The 16,249-nt window shown below is 67.9% G+C and carries 14 protein-coding genes and 1 riboswitch; of the genes, 10 read left to right on the plus strand and 4 right to left on the minus strand.

Features of this window, described 5'->3' with window-relative positions:
* Positions 1 to 27: 27 nt before the first annotated feature.
* From HMPREF3113_RS17295 to HMPREF3113_RS17310, 4 genes are all read left to right on the plus strand, one after another.
* Complete coding sequence (locus tag HMPREF3113_RS17295) at positions 28 to 1,047, plus strand: ribonucleotide-diphosphate reductase subunit beta (RefSeq protein WP_070474329.1); 1,020 nt, start codon at positions 28 to 30, stop codon at positions 1,045 to 1,047.
* A gap of 128 nt (positions 1,048 to 1,175) precedes the next feature.
* A complete protein-coding gene (locus HMPREF3113_RS17300) occupies positions 1,176 to 1,589 on the plus strand; it encodes an acyl-CoA thioesterase (RefSeq protein WP_019184839.1) in 414 nt (137 codons plus the stop codon).
* 54 nt (positions 1,590 to 1,643) lie between these two features.
* Positions 1,644 to 2,462, plus strand: coding sequence for an NAD-dependent protein deacetylase (locus HMPREF3113_RS17305; RefSeq protein WP_070474332.1), 819 nt, complete (start codon positions 1,644 to 1,646; stop codon positions 2,460 to 2,462).
* 58 nt (positions 2,463 to 2,520) lie between these two features.
* Positions 2,521 to 3,669 carry an NADH:flavin oxidoreductase/NADH oxidase gene (locus tag HMPREF3113_RS17310; RefSeq protein ID WP_046272298.1) on the plus strand — a complete coding sequence of 383 codons (1,149 nt, stop codon included), beginning with the start codon at positions 2,521 to 2,523 and terminating at the stop codon, positions 3,667 to 3,669.
* 51 nt (positions 3,670 to 3,720) lie between these two features.
* On the opposite strand, the gene HMPREF3113_RS17315 is transcribed toward HMPREF3113_RS17310, so the two are convergent.
* Complete coding sequence (locus HMPREF3113_RS17315; protein WP_070474502.1) at positions 3,721 to 4,653, minus strand: LysR substrate-binding domain-containing protein; 933 nt, start codon at positions 4,651 to 4,653, stop codon at positions 3,721 to 3,723.
* Positions 4,654 to 4,877: 224 nt separating this feature from the next.
* On the opposite strand from HMPREF3113_RS17315, the gene aceE reads away from it, so the two are divergent.
* Entirely contained in the window at positions 4,878 to 7,550 is a 2,673-nt protein-coding gene (gene aceE / locus HMPREF3113_RS17320; RefSeq protein WP_019184835.1) for a pyruvate dehydrogenase (acetyl-transferring), homodimeric type, read from the plus strand.
* A 75-nt stretch (positions 7,551 to 7,625) separates the two neighbouring features.
* Entirely contained in the window at positions 7,626 to 8,477 is an 852-nt protein-coding gene (gene purU, locus HMPREF3113_RS17325) for a formyltetrahydrofolate deformylase (RefSeq protein ID WP_070474335.1), read from the plus strand.
* 237 nt (positions 8,478 to 8,714) lie between these two features.
* On the opposite strand, the gene pncA is transcribed toward purU, so the two are convergent.
* The 3 genes from pncA to metE all read right to left on the minus strand — a co-directional run bounded on the left by pncA (position 8,715) and on the right by metE (position 12,451).
* Entirely contained in the window at positions 8,715 to 9,341 is a 627-nt protein-coding gene (pncA, locus tag HMPREF3113_RS17330) for a bifunctional nicotinamidase/pyrazinamidase (RefSeq protein ID WP_046272299.1), read from the minus strand.
* A gap of 52 nt (positions 9,342 to 9,393) precedes the next feature.
* Positions 9,394 to 10,083 carry an epoxyqueuosine reductase QueH gene (locus tag HMPREF3113_RS17335; protein ID WP_070474338.1) on the minus strand — a complete coding sequence of 230 codons (690 nt, stop codon included), beginning with the start codon at positions 10,081 to 10,083 and terminating at the stop codon, positions 9,394 to 9,396.
* Between the two features lie 70 nt (positions 10,084 to 10,153).
* Positions 10,154 to 12,451: a 5-methyltetrahydropteroyltriglutamate--homocysteine S-methyltransferase gene (metE, locus tag HMPREF3113_RS17340; RefSeq protein WP_070474341.1), complete on the minus strand. Its 2,298-nt coding sequence runs from the start codon at positions 12,449 to 12,451 to the stop codon at positions 10,154 to 10,156.
* A gap of 212 nt (positions 12,452 to 12,663) precedes the next feature.
* Positions 12,664 to 12,897, minus strand: a riboswitch (cobalamin riboswitch).
* 103 nt (positions 12,898 to 13,000) lie between these two features.
* On the opposite strand from metE, the gene HMPREF3113_RS17345 reads away from it, so the two are divergent.
* From HMPREF3113_RS17345 to HMPREF3113_RS17360, 4 genes are all read left to right on the plus strand, one after another.
* On the plus strand, positions 13,001 to 13,783 hold the full coding sequence (locus HMPREF3113_RS17345) for a hypothetical protein (RefSeq protein ID WP_083298849.1): 783 nt from the start codon (positions 13,001 to 13,003) through the stop codon (positions 13,781 to 13,783).
* A gap of 169 nt (positions 13,784 to 13,952) precedes the next feature.
* The gene (locus tag HMPREF3113_RS17350) at positions 13,953 to 14,417 is read left to right on the plus strand and encodes a sigma-70 family RNA polymerase sigma factor (RefSeq protein ID WP_254665327.1); all 465 of its coding nucleotides are present in this window, start codon (positions 13,953 to 13,955) and stop codon (positions 14,415 to 14,417) included.
* Positions 14,414 to 15,199: an anti-sigma factor gene (locus HMPREF3113_RS17355; protein ID WP_070474344.1), complete on the plus strand. Its 786-nt coding sequence runs from the start codon at positions 14,414 to 14,416 to the stop codon at positions 15,197 to 15,199. Before HMPREF3113_RS17350 ends, HMPREF3113_RS17355 begins: the two co-directional genes overlap by 4 nt.
* A gap of 90 nt (positions 15,200 to 15,289) precedes the next feature.
* A complete protein-coding gene (locus HMPREF3113_RS17360) occupies positions 15,290 to 16,249 on the plus strand; it encodes an acyl-CoA desaturase (protein ID WP_070474347.1) in 960 nt (319 codons plus the stop codon).

Genomic DNA, 16,249 nt, shown 5'->3' on the forward strand with positions numbered 1-16,249 from the left:
GGTCGTTGCCAAGAAGGACGAAACACCATGGCCGACAAGCCTCGCCAAATGCTGCTCGATCCCGGTTTCGAACTGACGTTGCGCCCGATGCGCTACCCGCAGTTCTATGACATGTATCGCAACGCCATCAAGAACACCTGGACGGTCGAGGAAATCAACTTCCAGATCGACATCAGCGACCTGCACGGCAAGATGTCGCCGGGCGAGCGCCACCTGATCCACCGCCTGGTCGCGTTCTTCGCCACCGGCGACTCGATCGTGTCCAACAACCTGGTGCTGAACCTGTATCAGCACCTGAATGCGCCGGAAGCGCGCATGTACCTGTCGCGCCAGCTGTACGAAGAAGCGCTGCACGTGCAGTTCTACCTGACCCTGCTCGACAACTACCTGCCCGATCCGGACGAGCGCGCCAAGGCGTTCGACGCGGTGGAGAACATCGACTCGATCAAGAAGAAGGCGGACTTCTGCTTCAAGTGGATCGACTCGATCCAGAACCTGAAGCGCATCGGGACCCGTGACGAGCGTCGCCAGTTCCTGCTCAACCAGATCTGCTTTGCGGCGTGCATCGAGGGCCTGTTCTTCTTTGCAGCTTTCGCCTACGTGTACTACTTCCGTTCGCGTGGCCTGCTCAACGGTCTGGCCTCGGGCACCAACTGGGTGTTCCGCGACGAGAGCGCGCACATGGAGTTCGCGTTCGAGTGCGTGGACGTGATCCGCGAGGAAGAGCCGGACCTGTTCGACGATGCGATGAAGCAGCAGGTGTATGACATGCTGGCCGAGGCGATCGAGTGCGAAGTGCAGTTCGCCGAGGACGTGCTGTCGGGCGGCGTGGCAGGCATTTCGACGCGTGACATGCGCCAGTATCTGCAGCATTGCGCGGACAATCATTTCCATCGCCTGGGCATGGAGAAGAAGTACAACGTGCGCAATCCGCTGAGCTTCATGGAGCTGCAGGACGTGCAGGAGTTGACCAACTTCTTCGAGCGTCGTTCGTCGGCCTACCAGGTGGGCGTGAAGGGCGAAGTGTCGTTCGACATGTCGTTCTGATCTGACGCTCGCGTCGTGATTCCGAAGAGCCCCGGACCTGTTCCGGGGCTTTTCCGTCTGCGCTCTACGCGACCCATCCACCCCCCTGTCGTATCATCCGCGCCACCCCACCATTCCCGGCCCCCGCCATGACCCCGATCCCCGAAACCATCCCGCCCATCGAAGTCCGCATGGCCGAGATCGTGTTCCCCAACCACACCAACCACCTGGGCACCCTGTTCGGTGGCCAGGCACTGGCCTGGATGGACAAGGCGGCGTTCCTGGCCGCGGCCCGCTACTCGCGCCGCACCGTGGTCACCGCGCGCTCGGACCAGGTCGATTTCAAGCTGCCGATCCGCATTGGCCAGATGGTGGAAACCGTCGGCCGCATCGTCGAAGTCGGCCGCAGCTCGATGAAGGTGGAAGTGGAACTGATCGCCGAAGATCTCCACACCGGTGAGCGCAAGCTGTGCACGCGCGGGCACTTCGTGATGATCGCGCTGGATGCCGACGGCCACCCGACCAGCGTCCCGTCGCTGCCGGGTGACATCCCGGGTCCGTAAGCGGCTCCCGATCTCCCGATTGCCTCACCCCCCCTGCGCCCCCATCTGCTGTCCATGAGCACACCTCTCGCCGAGTTCATCGACCGCGCCCAGCGCCTGTTCGTGCTGACCGGCGCGGGCTGCAGCACCGATTCGGGCATCCCGGATTACCGCGATGCCGATGGCCAGTGGAAGCGGACGCCGCCGGTCACCTATCAGGCATTCATGGGTGAGCTGGCCACGCGCCAGCGCTATTGGGCGCGCAGCCTGCTGGGCTGGCCACGGTTCGGTTGGGCCCAGCCGAACCGCACGCATGCCGCGCTCGCCGCGCTGGAAGCCCGTGGCCAGGTCGAGCTGCTGCTCACCCAGAATGTCGATCGCCTGCATCAGCGGGCGGGCAGCGAGGCGGTGATCGATCTGCATGGGCGGCTGGACCAGGTGCGCTGCATGGGCTGTGAAGCGCGTACGCCGCGCGAGGCGTTCCAGCACCGGCTGTTGGCGCTCAACCCGGGCTGGGAGCACCTGGAGGCCGCACAGGCGCCAGACGGCGATGCTGATCTGGACATGGATTTCTCGTCCTTCCAGGTGCCGGCCTGCCCGGCCTGCGGCGGCGTGCTCAAGCCGGATGTCGTGTTCTTCGGTGAAAGCGTGCCGCGTGAGCGCGTGGCCACCGTTCACGACCATCTGCAGCGCGCCGATGCGGTGCTGGTGGTCGGCTCCTCGTTGATGGTCTATTCCGGCTTCCGCTTCGTGCAGGCCGCGGCCCAGGCCGGGTTGCCGATCGCCGCGCTCAACCGCGGGCTTACCCGCGCCGATGCGCTGCTGAGCCTGAAGGTCGACCAGTCCTGCGCCGACGCGCTGGCCTTCCTGCTGCCGGGGACCGCCACCGCCTGAGCCGCTGCGAAACACTGATCCACTGGCACGGTTGCCTCCGCCGCCGCACAGGAGTGCAATGGCGCCCGGTTCCATTTCCTCTTCCCGAGTTCCCCCCTTGAGCCAGCTCTTTTCCTCCATTTCCTTCGGCCCGCTGTCCCTGCCCAACCGCATCGTGATCGCGCCGATGTGCCAGTACTCCTGCACCGACGGCCTCGCCAATGACTGGCACCGCATCCACCTCGGGCAGCTGTCGCAGTCCGGCGCCGGCCTGCTGATCCTGGAAGCCACCGCCGTGCTGCCGGAAGGCCGCATCAGCTGGGCCGATCTGGGCCTGTGGGATGACGCTACCGAAGCCGCGCTGGCCTCGGTCGTGGCCTCGGTCAGGCAGTGGTCGCCGATGCCGCTGGGCGTGCAGTTGGGCCATGCCGGCCGCAAGGCCTCGGTCAACAAGCCGTGGGAAGGCGGCGGCGCGATGGACCCGTCCGATCCGCGCGCGTGGCCCACGGTCGCGCCGTCCGCGCTGCCGTTCGCCAAGACCGATCCGACCCCGACCGAACTGGATCTGGCCGGCATCGATGCCATCGTGGACGCCTTCGCGGCGGCGGCACGTCGCGCCGAACGGGTGGGCATGGACCTGATCGAACTGCATGCCGCGCACGGTTACCTGCTGCACCAGTTCCTGTCGCCGCTGAGCAATCGCCGCGAGGACGAATACGGCGGCTCGCTGGAGAACCGCATGCGCCTGCTGGTGCGTGTGTTCGATGCGGTGCGCGAAGCGGTGTCCGATCGCATTGCCGTCGGTGTGCGCATCTCCGCCAGCGACTGGGTGGCCGGCGGCTGGGACATCGAGCAGAGCACGACCCTGGCGCACGTGCTGGACGCGCGCGGGTGCCAGTTCCTGCACGTCTCCAGTGGCGGCAATGACCCGCGCCAGCAGATTCCGCTGTCGCCGGGCTACCAGGTACCGTTCGCGCAGGCGATCAAGGCGCACAAGCTGCGCATGCCGGTCATCGCGGTGGGCCTGATCACCGAGCCCTCGCAGGCCGAATCGATCCTGCGCCATGGCCACGCCGATGCGATCGCGCTGGCCCGCGGCATCCTCTACGACCCGCGCTGGCCGTGGCATGCCGCCGCCGCACTCGGCGATTCGGTGGCACCGGCACCGCAGTACCTGCGCTGCGAACCGCGCGAAGCCCGCGGTGTGTTCATCGCCCCGGAACGCTGACCCGCGAAAGGTCGTGCCGGCCGCTGGCCGGCATCCCGGGTGGCCCTGCGCTCAGCCGGCGTCCACCCGCCATGCGGGCGGCAGCCCCTCGATGATGTGCTGCATCAGCGCCCGCACCTTCGGCGTCAGATCGCGGCGATCGCTGACGCACAGGAACAACCGCATCGGCTCCGGTGAGGCCTGCGTGCTCTCCGCATCGCCCGGCTCGAACAGCGCCTGCAGCTCACCGCGCGCGAGATAGGGCGCGGCGACGAACGCGGCCAGCCGGGTGATGCCGCCGCCGGCCACTGCCATCGCGGCCAGCGCATCGATGTCGTCGCTGACCAGCGCCGGGGCGACCTCGGCATCGAAACGCATGCCGTCGCGCACGAAGCCCCACGGCAGGTAGCGCCCGTCCAGCGGGTAGCGCAGCAGCAGACAGCGGTGCTCGCGCAATGCCTCCGGCGTCAGGGGAATGCCAGCCCGCGCGAGATAGGACGGGGCCGCGCAGAACACGAACGGCACCTGCGCGATCGGCCGCGCCACCAGGCCTTCCTCCAACTGCGGCTCGATCCGGATGCTGACGTCCACGTCTTCGTGGGCGTGGTCCACACTGCGGTCGGTGAGCAGCAGTTCGATCGCCAGGCGCCGGAAACGCGCCTGAAGCGAGGGCAGCAGCGGCGCCAGCGTGTGCCGGCCGAAGGCGGTGCTGCTGGCGATCCGCAGGCGCCCTTCGGGCGTGGCGTCCAGATCGGTCACGGCAGCCTGGGCGCGCTGCAGGTCGCGTTCGATATGGCGCACCTGGGCCAGGTACAGCGCGCCGCGCTCGGTCAGGGCCAGGGTGCGGGTGGTGCGGTTGAGCAGGCGCACGCCCAGATGCGCCTCCAGCCGGGCGATGTTCTGCCCGACCGCGGCCGGACTGACCCCCAGCGTCCGCGCGGCCGCGGCCAGGCTGCCGGCATCGGCGGTCCGGATGAAGCTGCGGATTGACTGGAGAATGTTCATGCTGGCCGCCATTCTCGCGCTCCATTGGAAAGAATTTCTTTATAAAGCGCCAAGCCCATCCGGTCTACCCGCCCCGCTGGGGCCTGCTTATCGTGCCTGTCCCGCAACCGCCAGGTTGCCTGCTCGCCCGGCTCCGCAGCCTGGGCGACGCCGCTTCCGCGTTGTGCCGCCCCCGCTGCCGTCGCGTCCTGCGCACGGCCTGGCAGCCTTCCCCGGAGATGGACATGAACCCAGCGCTCGCCCCCCTCGATACCGACCCGCAGGAAACCCAGGAATGGCGTGAGTCGCTGGAGGCGGTCATCCACGCCGCCGGCCGCCCGCGCGCGCATTACCTGATGGACCAGCTGACCGAGCTGGACACGGCCCGCCATGGCGACCTGCATGGCCGTGTGTGGACGGCGTACACCAACACCATTCCCGTGGAACGCCAGCCGGCCTACCCGGGCGACCTCGGCATCGAGCGCCGGCTCAACGCGATGATCCGCTGGAACGCGATGGTGATGGTGCTGCGCGCCGGCAAGCACTCCAACGTGGGCGGCCACATCGCCACGTATCAGTCCGCAGCGGTGCTGTACGACGTCGGCTTCGATCACTTCTTCCGCGGCCGCACCGACACCTTCGACGGCGACATGATCTACATCCAGGGCCACTCGGCGCCGGGCATCTACGGCCGTGCGTTCGTCGAAGGCCGCATCGCACCGGAACGGATGGACAACTTCCGCCGCGAATCCGACCGCGATGGCCTGTCCTCGTATCCGCACCCGCGCCTGATGCCGGACTTCTGGCAGTTCCCCACGGTCTCGATGGGGCTGGGGCCGCTCACCGCCGCCTACCAGGCGCGCTACATGCGCTACCTGGAATACCGCGGCCTGAAGGAACATCAGGGCCGCAAGGTCTGGGCCTTCCTGGGTGATGGCGAAATGGACCAGCCCGAATCGCTGGCGGCGATCTCGGTGGCCGGCCGCGAGCGCCTGGACAACCTGGTGTTCGTGGTGAACTGCAACCTGCAGCGCCTGGACGGTCCGGTGCGCGGCAATGCCAAGGTCATCCAGGAACTGGAAGGCACCTTCCGTGCCGCCGGCTGGAACGTCATCAAGGTGATCTGGGGCGGTGGCTGGGACGCGCTGCTGGCCAAGGACAGCACCGGCCTGCTGCGCCAGCGCATGATGGAATGCGTGGATGGCGACTACCAGACCTTCAAGTCGCAGAACGGTGCCTATGTGCGCGAGCATTTCTTCGGCAAGTATCCCGAGTTGCTGGCCCTGGTCGCGGACCTGAGCGATGACGAGATCTGGGCGCTCGCGCGCGGCGGTCACGACCCGCAGAAGGTCTACGCCGCCTACGCGCAGGCGGTCGCCGGCAACGGCCGGCCAAGCGTGATCCTGGCCAAGACGGTCAAGGGCTTCGGCATGGGCGAGGCCGGTGAAGGCCAGAACATCAACCACCAGCTCAAGAAGATGAGCGCCGATGCGGTGCGTGCGTTCCGTGATCGGTTTGATCTGCCGGTCAGTGACGACCAGCTGGAGGAGATGCCCTACCTGCGCCCGGCGCCGGGCAGCGCCGAAGCGCGTTACTTCGCGCAGCGCCGCCAGGCCCAGGGCGGCCAGCTGCCGGCGCGCCTGACCCACGTCGATCCGTTGCCGGTGCCGGCGCTGTCGGCCTTCGCCACCCAGCTGCAGGGCAGTGGCGAACGCGGCCAGTCCACCACGATGGGCTTCGTGCGCATCCTCACCACGCTGCTCAAGGACCCCGAACTGGGCAAGCTGATCATCCCCATCGTGCCCGATGAATCACGCACGTTCGGCATGGAAGGCCTGTTCCGCCAGATCGGCATCCACTCCTACCTCGGCCAGTTGTACACCCCGCAGGACGCCGGCCAGCTGAGCTATTACAAGGAAGCCAAGGACGGCCAGATCCTGCAGGAAGGCATCAACGAATCCGGTGCGATCTGCTCATGGATCGCCGCCGGCACGGCCTACAGCAACCACGGCCTGGCCACGATTCCGTTCTACATCTTCTATTCGATGTTCGGCCTGCAGCGCGTGGGCGACCTGGCCTGGGCGGCTGCCGATGCGCGCACCCGCGGCTTCCTGCTCGGTGCCACCTCCGGGCGTACCACGCTGATGGGCGAGGGGCTGCAGCACGACGACGGCCACAGCCATGTGCTGTCCTCGGTGATCCCCAGCTGCGTCTCCTTCGATCCCACCTACAACTTCGAACTGGCGGTGATCATCCAGGACGGCCTGCGCCGGATGTACGTGGACCAGGAAGACATCTACTACTACATCACCGTGCTCAACGAGGCCTATCCGCACCCGGCACTGCCCGAAGGCAGTGAAGCGGGCATCCTCAAGGGCCTGTACCTGCTGCACCCCGCCGCCGCCGACAGCGACCCCGCGCTGCGCGTGCAGCTGATGGGCAGCGGCGCGATCCTGCGCGAAGTGGAAGCCGCGGCGTCGCTGCTGCAGCAGGACTTCGGCATCGCCAGCGACGTGTGGAGCGCCACCAGCCTCACCGAGCTGCGCCGCGATGGCCTGGCGGTCGAGCGCTGGAACCTGCTGCATCCGGTGCAGGAACCGCGGGTGCCGTACGTGCAACAGTGCCTGGCCGCGCACCCCGGCCCGGTGATCGTGGCCACCGACTACATGAAGATCGTCGGCGACCAGATCCGTCCCTTCATCGACGGCCGCCGCTTCACCGCCCTGGGCACTGATGGCTTCGGCCGCTCGGACACGCGCGAGTCACTGCGTACGTTCTTTGAAGTCGACCGCCACTTCATCGTGCTTGCCGCGCTCAAGTCGCTGGCCGATGAGGGTCGGATCGAACGTGCCCAGTTGCAGGTGGCGATCGACCGGTACGGGATCGATGTGGAAAAGGTGGACCCGACGGCGGTGTAACTGCTGGCACGGGCACCCTTGGTTGCATCTGAGAGCATCGACCGCAGCCCGGCGGTGCTCGCTTACACTGGCCGGATGCGCCCCGATTCCATCCTCACCCTGTCATGCCCGGACCGTACCGGGATCGTCTACCGTGTGTCCGGCCTGCTGTTCGAGCTGGGCTGCAACATCCTCGATGCCCAGCAGTTCGGCGACGACGAGAGCGGCCGGTTCTTCCTGCGCGTGCACTTCGATCGGGCCGCCGAGCAGTCACTGGGCGACGTGGAAGCCCGCATGGCCACACTGGCCACCGAGTTCGGCATGGACTGGCAGCTGCATGATGCCCGCCGCCGGGCACGGCTGCTGGTGCTGGTGAGCAGGCAGGGGCATTGCCTTAACGACCTGCTGTTCCGTGCGCACAGCCGGCAGCTGCAGGTGGACATCGCGGCTGTGGCCTCCAATCACGAGGACTTCGCCGCGCTGGCCGGCTCGTACGGCGTGCCGTTCCATCATCTGCCCGTCAACGCGGACAACCGCGCCGTGCAGGAGCAGCAGATCATCGACCTGGTCGAACGCGAGCAGATCGACCTGGTGGTGCTGGCGCGCTACATGCAGATTCTGTCGCCGCGCCTGTGCGAGGCGCTGGCCGGGCGGGCGATCAACATCCACCACAGCTTCCTGCCCAGCTTCAAGGGCGCCCAGCCGTATCACCAGGCGCACGCGCGCGGGGTCAAGATCATCGGCGCGACCGCGCACTATGTGACCCCGGATCTGGACGAAGGCCCGATCATCGAACAGGACGTGGCGCGCGTGGATCACGCGATGACGCCGCGCGATCTGGTGCGGCTGGGCAGCGATACCGAGTCGCAGGTGCTGGCCCGCGCGGTACGCCGGCATGTGGAGCATCGGATCCTGCGCAACGGGCATCGCACCGTCGTCTTCCGCTGACCGGTAGGTACCGACCGTTGGTCGGTACGACTGACCTGTAGGTACCCACCGTTGGTGGGTACGACGCTCCGGTAGTGCCGGCCGCTGGCCGGCTCATCGCACGCCCCAAACGGTATCGGGAGCCGGCCAGCGGCCGGCACTACCAGCGCACGGCCAGCACCCGCCGATCGTTCTTTGATCCGGCAGGTACCGACCGTTGGTCGGTACGCCGTTCCGGCCGGCGCCCGGGTTCGCCCGTCAGATCACCGCGATCTTTGCCTTCGCCAACGCCTCGCGCACCATCCCATCGTTGGCGTCGGTCACCGGCCGGGTCAGGTCCCAATGGAATTTGACCCGGAAGCCGGACTTCACCGCATCCTGCGCGCTCCACAGCACGCAGTAATCGCGTGCCAGGCCGCACACATGCACCTCGCGGATGCCGCGCTCATGCAGCCAGCCGGCCAGGCCGGTGGCCGGGCGGGTCCCGTCGGGACCGTGGTTTTCACGGAAGGCACTGTACGAGTCCACCGCGCGGCGGGTGCCCTTGCGCAGGATCAGGTCAGCCACCGTCCAGTCCACGCCCGGGTGCAGCGCGGCACCGGCGCTACCCTGCACGCAGTGGTCCGGCCACAGGGTCTGCGGCTGCGCGTGCAGCAGGATCGCCTCGAACGGGAGGTGGCCCGGGTGCTGGCTGGCGAAGGAGGCGTGGTCGGCCGGGTGCCAGTCCTGGGTCGCCACCACGGTGCCGTAACGGCGTTCGGCCAGCAGCGCCGCAATGTCCGGCACGATCGCATCGCCGTCCACGCAGGCCAGCGCACCACCGGGCATGAAATCCGGCTGCAGGTCGATCACGACCAGGGCGACATCGGCGGGGTAACGGCTCATGGCGGCTTCACGACGGTGGGGGCGCCCAGTCTAGCCGACGCCCCCGCAGCGGTCAGTCGGCGTCGCCCTGCCGGGAGGTGCCATCGCCGTAGTACAGCACGCCCAGCTTGATCCGCTCGCGCCCGGTCTCGCGGCGGTGGCGGTTGGCGTCGCGCAGCGAGTACACGCAGCCGCAGTACTCCTGCTGGTAGAACTGCTCGCGCTTGCTGATCTCCACCATCCGCGCGGCACCGCCGCCCTTGCGCCAGTTGTAATCCCAGTACTGGATACCCGGATAGTGCGCGGCGGCGCGGTGGCCGCAGTCGTTGATCTGGTTCATGTCCTTCCAGCGCGAGATGCCCAGCGAGCTGCTGATCACCGCAAAGCCGTTCTCATGCGCGTACAGCGCGGTGCGCACGAAGCGCATGTCGAAGCACATCGTGCAGCGGATGCCGCGCTCGGGCTCGTTCTCCATGCCGCGCGCACGCGCGAACCAGTTGTCGGTGTCGTAGTCGGCGTCGACGAACGGCACGCCATGTTTCTCGGCGAAGCGGATGTTCTCCTGCTTGCGCAGTTCGTACTCCTTCACCGGGTGGATGTTGGGGTTGTAGAAGAAGATCGTGTAGTCGATGCCGGAGGCGGTGATCGCCTCCATCACCTCGCCCGAACACGGTGCGCAGCACGAATGCAGCAGCAGTCTGGTGTGCCCGTCGGGCAGGGACAGGGTGGGTCGGTCGATCGGTGTCAGGTCATGCAGGTTCATGCGTTTCTCGTCGACCCCACCGCCGGCAACGGCGGCGATGGGGTCCTTGGGGCGGTCTACAAAGAGGCGATCACGCGGCGTTGGCGTCTGCCGTTTCCTCGCGCAGTTCACGCGCGGCGGCCACCAGCGCTTCCAGCGCCGCGCGGGTTTCCGGCCAGCCACGGGTCTTCAGGCCGCAGTCCGGGTTGACCCAGATCTGCTCCGGTCGCAGCACCTCGGCGGCCTTGCGCAGCAGCGCCAGCATCTCGGCCTTGTCAGGCACGCGGGGGGAGTGGATGTCGTACACGCCCGGCCCGATCTCGTTGGGATACTGGAAGCGCACGAAGGCATCCAGCAGTTCCATGCGCGAGCGCGAGGTTTCGATCGAGATCACGTCCGCATCCATGGCGGCCACCGAGTGGATGATGTCGTTGAACTCGGAATAGCACATGTGCGTGTGGATCTGGGTCGCATCGCGCACGCCGCTGGCGCTGATCCGGAACGCTTCCACCGCCCAGTCCAGGTAGTCGCGCCATTGCGCACGGCGCAGCGGCAGGCCCTCACGGATGGCCGGCTCGTCGATCTGGATCACGCCGATGCCGGCCGCTTCCAGATCCGTCACTTCATCGCGCAGGGCGAGTGCGATCTGGCGGCAGGTGTCCGCCCGGGACTGGTCATCGCGCACGAACGACCACTGCAGCACCGTCACCGGCCCGGTCAGCATGCCCTTCATCGGCCGCTGCGTGAGCGACTGCGCATACTGCGACCAGCGCACGGTCATCGGCTGCGGACGGGTCACATCGCCGAAGATCACCGGCGGCTTCACGCAGCGCGAGCCGTAGCTCTGCACCCAGCCATTCTTGGTGAAGGCAAAGCCATCGAGCTGCTCGCCGAAGTACTCGACCATGTCGTTGCGCTCGAACTCGCCATGCACCAGCACGTCCAGCCCGATCTGTTCCTGCACGCGCACGCAGTGCTCGGTCTGGGTGGCCAGGAACGCATCGTAATCCGCATCGGAGAGCTTGCCGGACTTGTTGCGGGCGCGGGCCTCACGCACCTCCAGCGTCTGCGGGAACGACCCGATCGTGGTGGTCGGGAAGCGCGGCAGCTTCAGCGCGGCGGCCTGGGCCAGGTGGCGTTGCGGGTAGCGGCTGTGGCGCTGTGCATCGGCCGGGGTCAGCGAGGAAAGACGCGCGGCGACGGCCGGGTTGTGCACGCGCGGCGAACGACGGCGCGATTCGATGCACGCACGCGAATGCGCGAGCGGTGCCTCGGCACGCGCCGGCGCATCGATCGCGTCGGCCAGCACGCGCAGCTCGCCGAGTTTCTGCTTGGAGAACGCCAGCCAGCTGCGCAGTTCGTCGTCCAGCTTCTTTTCGTGGTCCAGATCGACCGGGCTGTGCAGCAGCGAACACGATGGCGCCAGCCACAGCGCATCGCTGCCGACATGACCGTGCGCGTAGCGCGCCAGCACCAGGGCGTTGTCCAGGTGGGTGCGCCAGATGTTGCGGCCGTTGACCAGCCCGGCCGAGAGTACGCGACCGGCCGGCAGCGCCTTGATCACCGCATCGAGCTGTTCCGGCGCACGGACCAGATCCACATGCAGGCCATCGACCGGCAGCGAGGCAGCCAGCGCCAGGTTGTCTTCCAGCGCACCAAAGTACGTCGCCACCAGCACCTTGGGGCGGGCGACCTGGCCCAGCACCGCATAGGCGTGCTCGAACGCGGCCCGCGTGGCCTCGTCCAGGTCCTGCACCAGCAGCGGCTCATCCAGCTGCACCCACGCCGCGCCGGCGGCCTTGAGTTCGCCCAGCAGCTGCACGTACACCGGCAGCAGCGCATCGAGCAGGTCCAGGGCGTTGCTGCCATCGGTGGTCTTGGACAGCCGCAGGAAGGTCACCGGCCCGATCAGCACCGGGCGGGTCTCGATCCCCAGCGCCTTGGCCTGGCGGTACTCGGCCAGCGGCTTGTCGCCGCGCACCGCGAAGGTCTGGCCGGCATGCAGTTCGGGCACCAGGTAGTGGTAGTTGGTGTCGAACCACTTGGTCATTTCCAGCGCATACAGGTCGATGCCATCGCGCTGCAGGCCCCGCGCCATCGCGAAGTAGCCGCTCAGGGGCTCGGCATCGGCGAGCGCGCGGTAGCGGGCCGGGATCGCATCGAACAGGAAGGCCGCATCCAGCACCTGGTCATACAGGCTGAAATCATTGCTCGGCGGCACATCCACGCCGGCCTCGCGCTGCAGCTGCCAGTGGCGTTCACGCAGCTCGGCCGCGGTGTCCTGCAGCGACGCGGCGCTGCTCTCGCCGGACCAGAAGGCTTCGAGCGCGCGCTTGAGTTCGCGCTTGGCACCGATGCGCGGAAAACCCAGGGTGGTAACAGTGGTCATTGGAACGTGTCCTCATTGCGTAGGGGCATTGAGGAACGAAGGAACCGCGCGCCGTCCGGGGCCTTGCAGCCCGTTCCGCCCCGCCAGCGACCTTCGCCCCCGCGGGCGAACCGGATGCCGTGAAGCGGACGCACGGGGGCAGCGCCATGCAGGCGGCAGGGCGGCAGGCCCCGGCAACCTCCCCGCGGACGTTCCAGGTCGAATCGGAGGACGGTCATGTCCTCCGGCCGGGCCGGTATTCGGGCTGATGGACACGGGCGCGGGCGCCCACCTACTCCCTGCCGCTTCCCAGGCCCCAAGGCCCAGTGCTGTTGGCAGGTGTCGTTTCCATTCACCGCTGCGGGGCAGCTCCGGAATGGGCGCGCGAGGCGCCTTCACCGGATTCCCGTTTAAATCCATCCCTTCATCTGCATGAAGCGATGGATACCTTCGGCGAGCACAAGGTAGGCCGAAGGCGGGCGATGGTCAAGTCGTCTGCGCGATCCGCCCACTGCATCCAAACCACCGCCGCCTGCGTATCTCCCTGCAAGCCCGCCCGTTTGGACCCCCATGCGCCAGCCCTTGCCCTGCCTGATCCTGCTGCTGTCGGTGAGCGCCGCCCCCGTAAGTGCCGCCGATCAGACCGTGCAGCGCCAGGAAGGCCGCGCGTACGCCACTGCCGATGGCCGCCTGCTGTATCGGGAGACCCATTGGCTGCAGGGGCCGGCGAACGCACAGTCGCGCCTGGTGCTGTACCGCTGCAGTGACGGCCGGCCCTTCGCGCGCAAGTGGATGACCCCGCAGGGCAGCCCGCAGACGCCGGATTTCACCCTGGACGATGGTCGCGACGGATATCAGGAAGGCGTGCGCGGCCGTGCCGCCGACCGCCAGGTATCGGTCCGCGCCAGCGCCCAGGCACCCACCTTCAGCCGCGCCATCACCCTTCCTTCGGGGGCGGTGGTGGATGCCGGTTTCGATGCGGCGGTGCGCAGCCATTGGGCCGCGCTGCAGGCCGGGCAGAGCGTGGCCTTCCAGTTCCTGCTGCCCAGTCGGCAGCGCCTGGTGCCGTTGAAACTCCAGCGCACCGGCGCGGTGAGCTGGCAGGGCGAGCCGGCCGAGCAGCTGCAGATGAAGCTCGACGCCTGGTTCGGCTTCGCGGTGCCGGCGGTCACGCTGGTCTATGCCACCGCCGACCAGCGCCTGCTGCAGTTCATCGGCACCGGCAACGTCCGTGACGAGAAGGGCAGGTACCCGCAGGTGCGGGTCGAGTTTCCGGCGGCACCGGTTGCCACGCCTGCGGCCGAGTTGTCCGCCGCGCGGACGCAGCCGCTGGTGAAGACATGCGGTGCCTGATCGCCCCCTTGCAGACGGCGCCGGGAGCAACGAGGATGCCGATACGCCCGTTATCGACATTGAGCCTGCAATGCCCGAGCTGGACGCCGCCGCCGCATCACACCGCCTGGATGAACTGCTTGCCCGGGTCGCCGGCGGGGATCGCCAGGCGTTCGAATAGGTCTATCAGCTGGCCTCCGGCCGCCTGTTCGCCATCTGCCTGCATGTGCTGCGCGACCGCGGGGATGCCGAAGAGGTCCTGCAGGAGGTCTTCACCGCGGTCTGGAACAAGGCGGCGCAGTTCGACCGCGCCAAGGCGGCGGCCATGACCTGGCTGTCGATGATGTCCCGCAACCGCGCGATCGATCGTCTCCGCGCGGCGCCGCCGCGTGCGCTGGATGATCTGTCCGTCGCCGAGGAACTCCCAGATGTCGCGCCGCAGCCGGCCCAGGTGGCCGAGCAGGCGTCGGATCACGAGCGCCTGCAGGACTGCCTGGATACGCTGGAGCCGCGCCGTCGCTCGCTGATCCGGCTGGCCTTCCTGGAAGGCGCCAGCTATGAAGAACTGGCGCGCCGCATCGGCTCGCCGCTGGGCTCGGTGAAAAGCTGGATCCGCCGCGGGCTGGGCCAACTTCGCGTGTGCCTGGAACGATGAACGTCCGCGACCTCCATGATCTGCATGACGACGGCGAACCGCCGAGCGCCGACATCCTCGCCGGTGAGTACGTGCTGGGGGTGCTCGATGCCGCGCAGCGTGCCGAGGTTGAACGCCGCATCGCCAGCGATCCCGGCTTCGCGCGATTGGTCGCCCAGTGGGAGAACCGCCTTGCGCCCCTGCTCGCATCGCTCGGCAGTGAACCGGTGCCTGCGCATCTGTGGCCACGCATCCGCACCTCGCTGGGCTGGCCTGCCGCAACGGTCGGCTCCCCGCGTCTCTGGCAGCGCACCGGGTTCTGGCAGGGCATGACCGCGTTGGCTGCCGCGCTTGCACTGGTGGCAGTGTTCAGCCGCCGTGACCTGGCGCCGACCGCACCGGTGTCCACGCCGGTCGCGGTCACACCCACCACGCCGCCGACGCCGGCCGAGCCGGAGCAGGCCACCAGGCCGGTCACGCCGCTGCTGCACGACGATGGCACCCCGGGCTGGCTGGCCTCGGTCGACAAAACCCAGGGCAAGGTGCTGATGGTGCCGGTGCCGGCCGCGGCGGATGCCGCCGGACGCGCGCCGGAGCTGTGGCTGATCCCGGCCGGAGGCGCACCGCGCTCGCTCGGTCTGGTCTCCATCGATCGCGCGCACACGGTTGCCGTTCCGGACGCGCTGCGTGATGCGCTTGTGAACGGCTCGGTGCTGGCGATCACGCTCGAGCCGGCCACCGGTGCGCCACAGGGCATTCCGACCGGTCCCATCATCGCCAAGGGCGACATCGCGAACCTGTAACCGCACGGGTCCGGAATTATTTTCCGGATCCGTGCATCCAAACGGCGCCCGCTCCCGTATCTCCTGATAACGCCTCAGGAGAAGCGAGTCATGTCGGTCAGCCCCACCCCCGACGCAGGACGCACCGCACAGCGACGCCGCTGGGCCACGCTGTGGCGTTGGTTCGATACCAGCACGGATGCGGCGGCTGCGACCGGCCAGCCACAGCGGGTGGACTGGGTGCGGGCCATCCCGTTCGCGGCGATGCACCTGGCCTGCCTGGCGGTGATCTGGGTGGGTGTGTCCTGGGTCGCGGTCGGCGTGGCGGTGGCGCTGTACGCGGTGCGCATGTTCGCGATCACCGCCTTCTACCACCGCTACTTCTCGCACCGTACCTTCCGCACCTCGCGCGCCGTGCAGTTCCTCTTCGCGCTGATCGGCGCCTCCAGCGTGCAGCGCGGCCCGCTGTGGTGGGCCGCGCATCACCGCAACCATCATCGCCATACCGACACGGCGGCCGATCCGCATTCGCCCTCGGTGCATGGCTTCTGGTGGAGCCACATGGGCTGGTTCCTGACGGTGGAAGGCTTCCGTACAGACTGGTCGCGCATTCCCGATCTGGCCAAGTATCCCGAACTGCGCTGGCTGGATCGCTTCGACACGCTGGTGCCGATCGCGCTGGCCGCGGCACTGTTCGGCCTGGGTGCGCTGCTGGAGCGCATCGCGCCGTCGTGGGGCACCACCGGTGGGCAGATGCTGGTGTGGGGCTTCTTCATCTCCACCGTGGTGCTGTTCCACGCCACGGTGACCATCAACTCGCTCGCGCACCGTTTCGGCCGCCAGCGCTTCAACACCGGTGACGACAGCCGCAACAACCTGTGGCTCGCCCTGCTGACGTTTGGCGAAGGCTGGCACAACAACCATCACTTCTTCCCGGGCACCGCGCGCCAGGGCTTCTACTGGTGGGAAGTGGATGTCACCTGGTATGGCCTGCGTGCGATGGCCGCACTCGGCCTGGTGCGTGACCTCAAACCCGTGCCGGCCTGGGTGCTGGCCAAGGCGGAGCACTGA

The sequence above is a fragment of the Stenotrophomonas sp. HMSC10F06 genome (genome assembly GCF_001807865.1).
Classification (GTDB): Bacteria; Pseudomonadota; Gammaproteobacteria; order Xanthomonadales; family Xanthomonadaceae; genus Stenotrophomonas; species Stenotrophomonas bentonitica_A.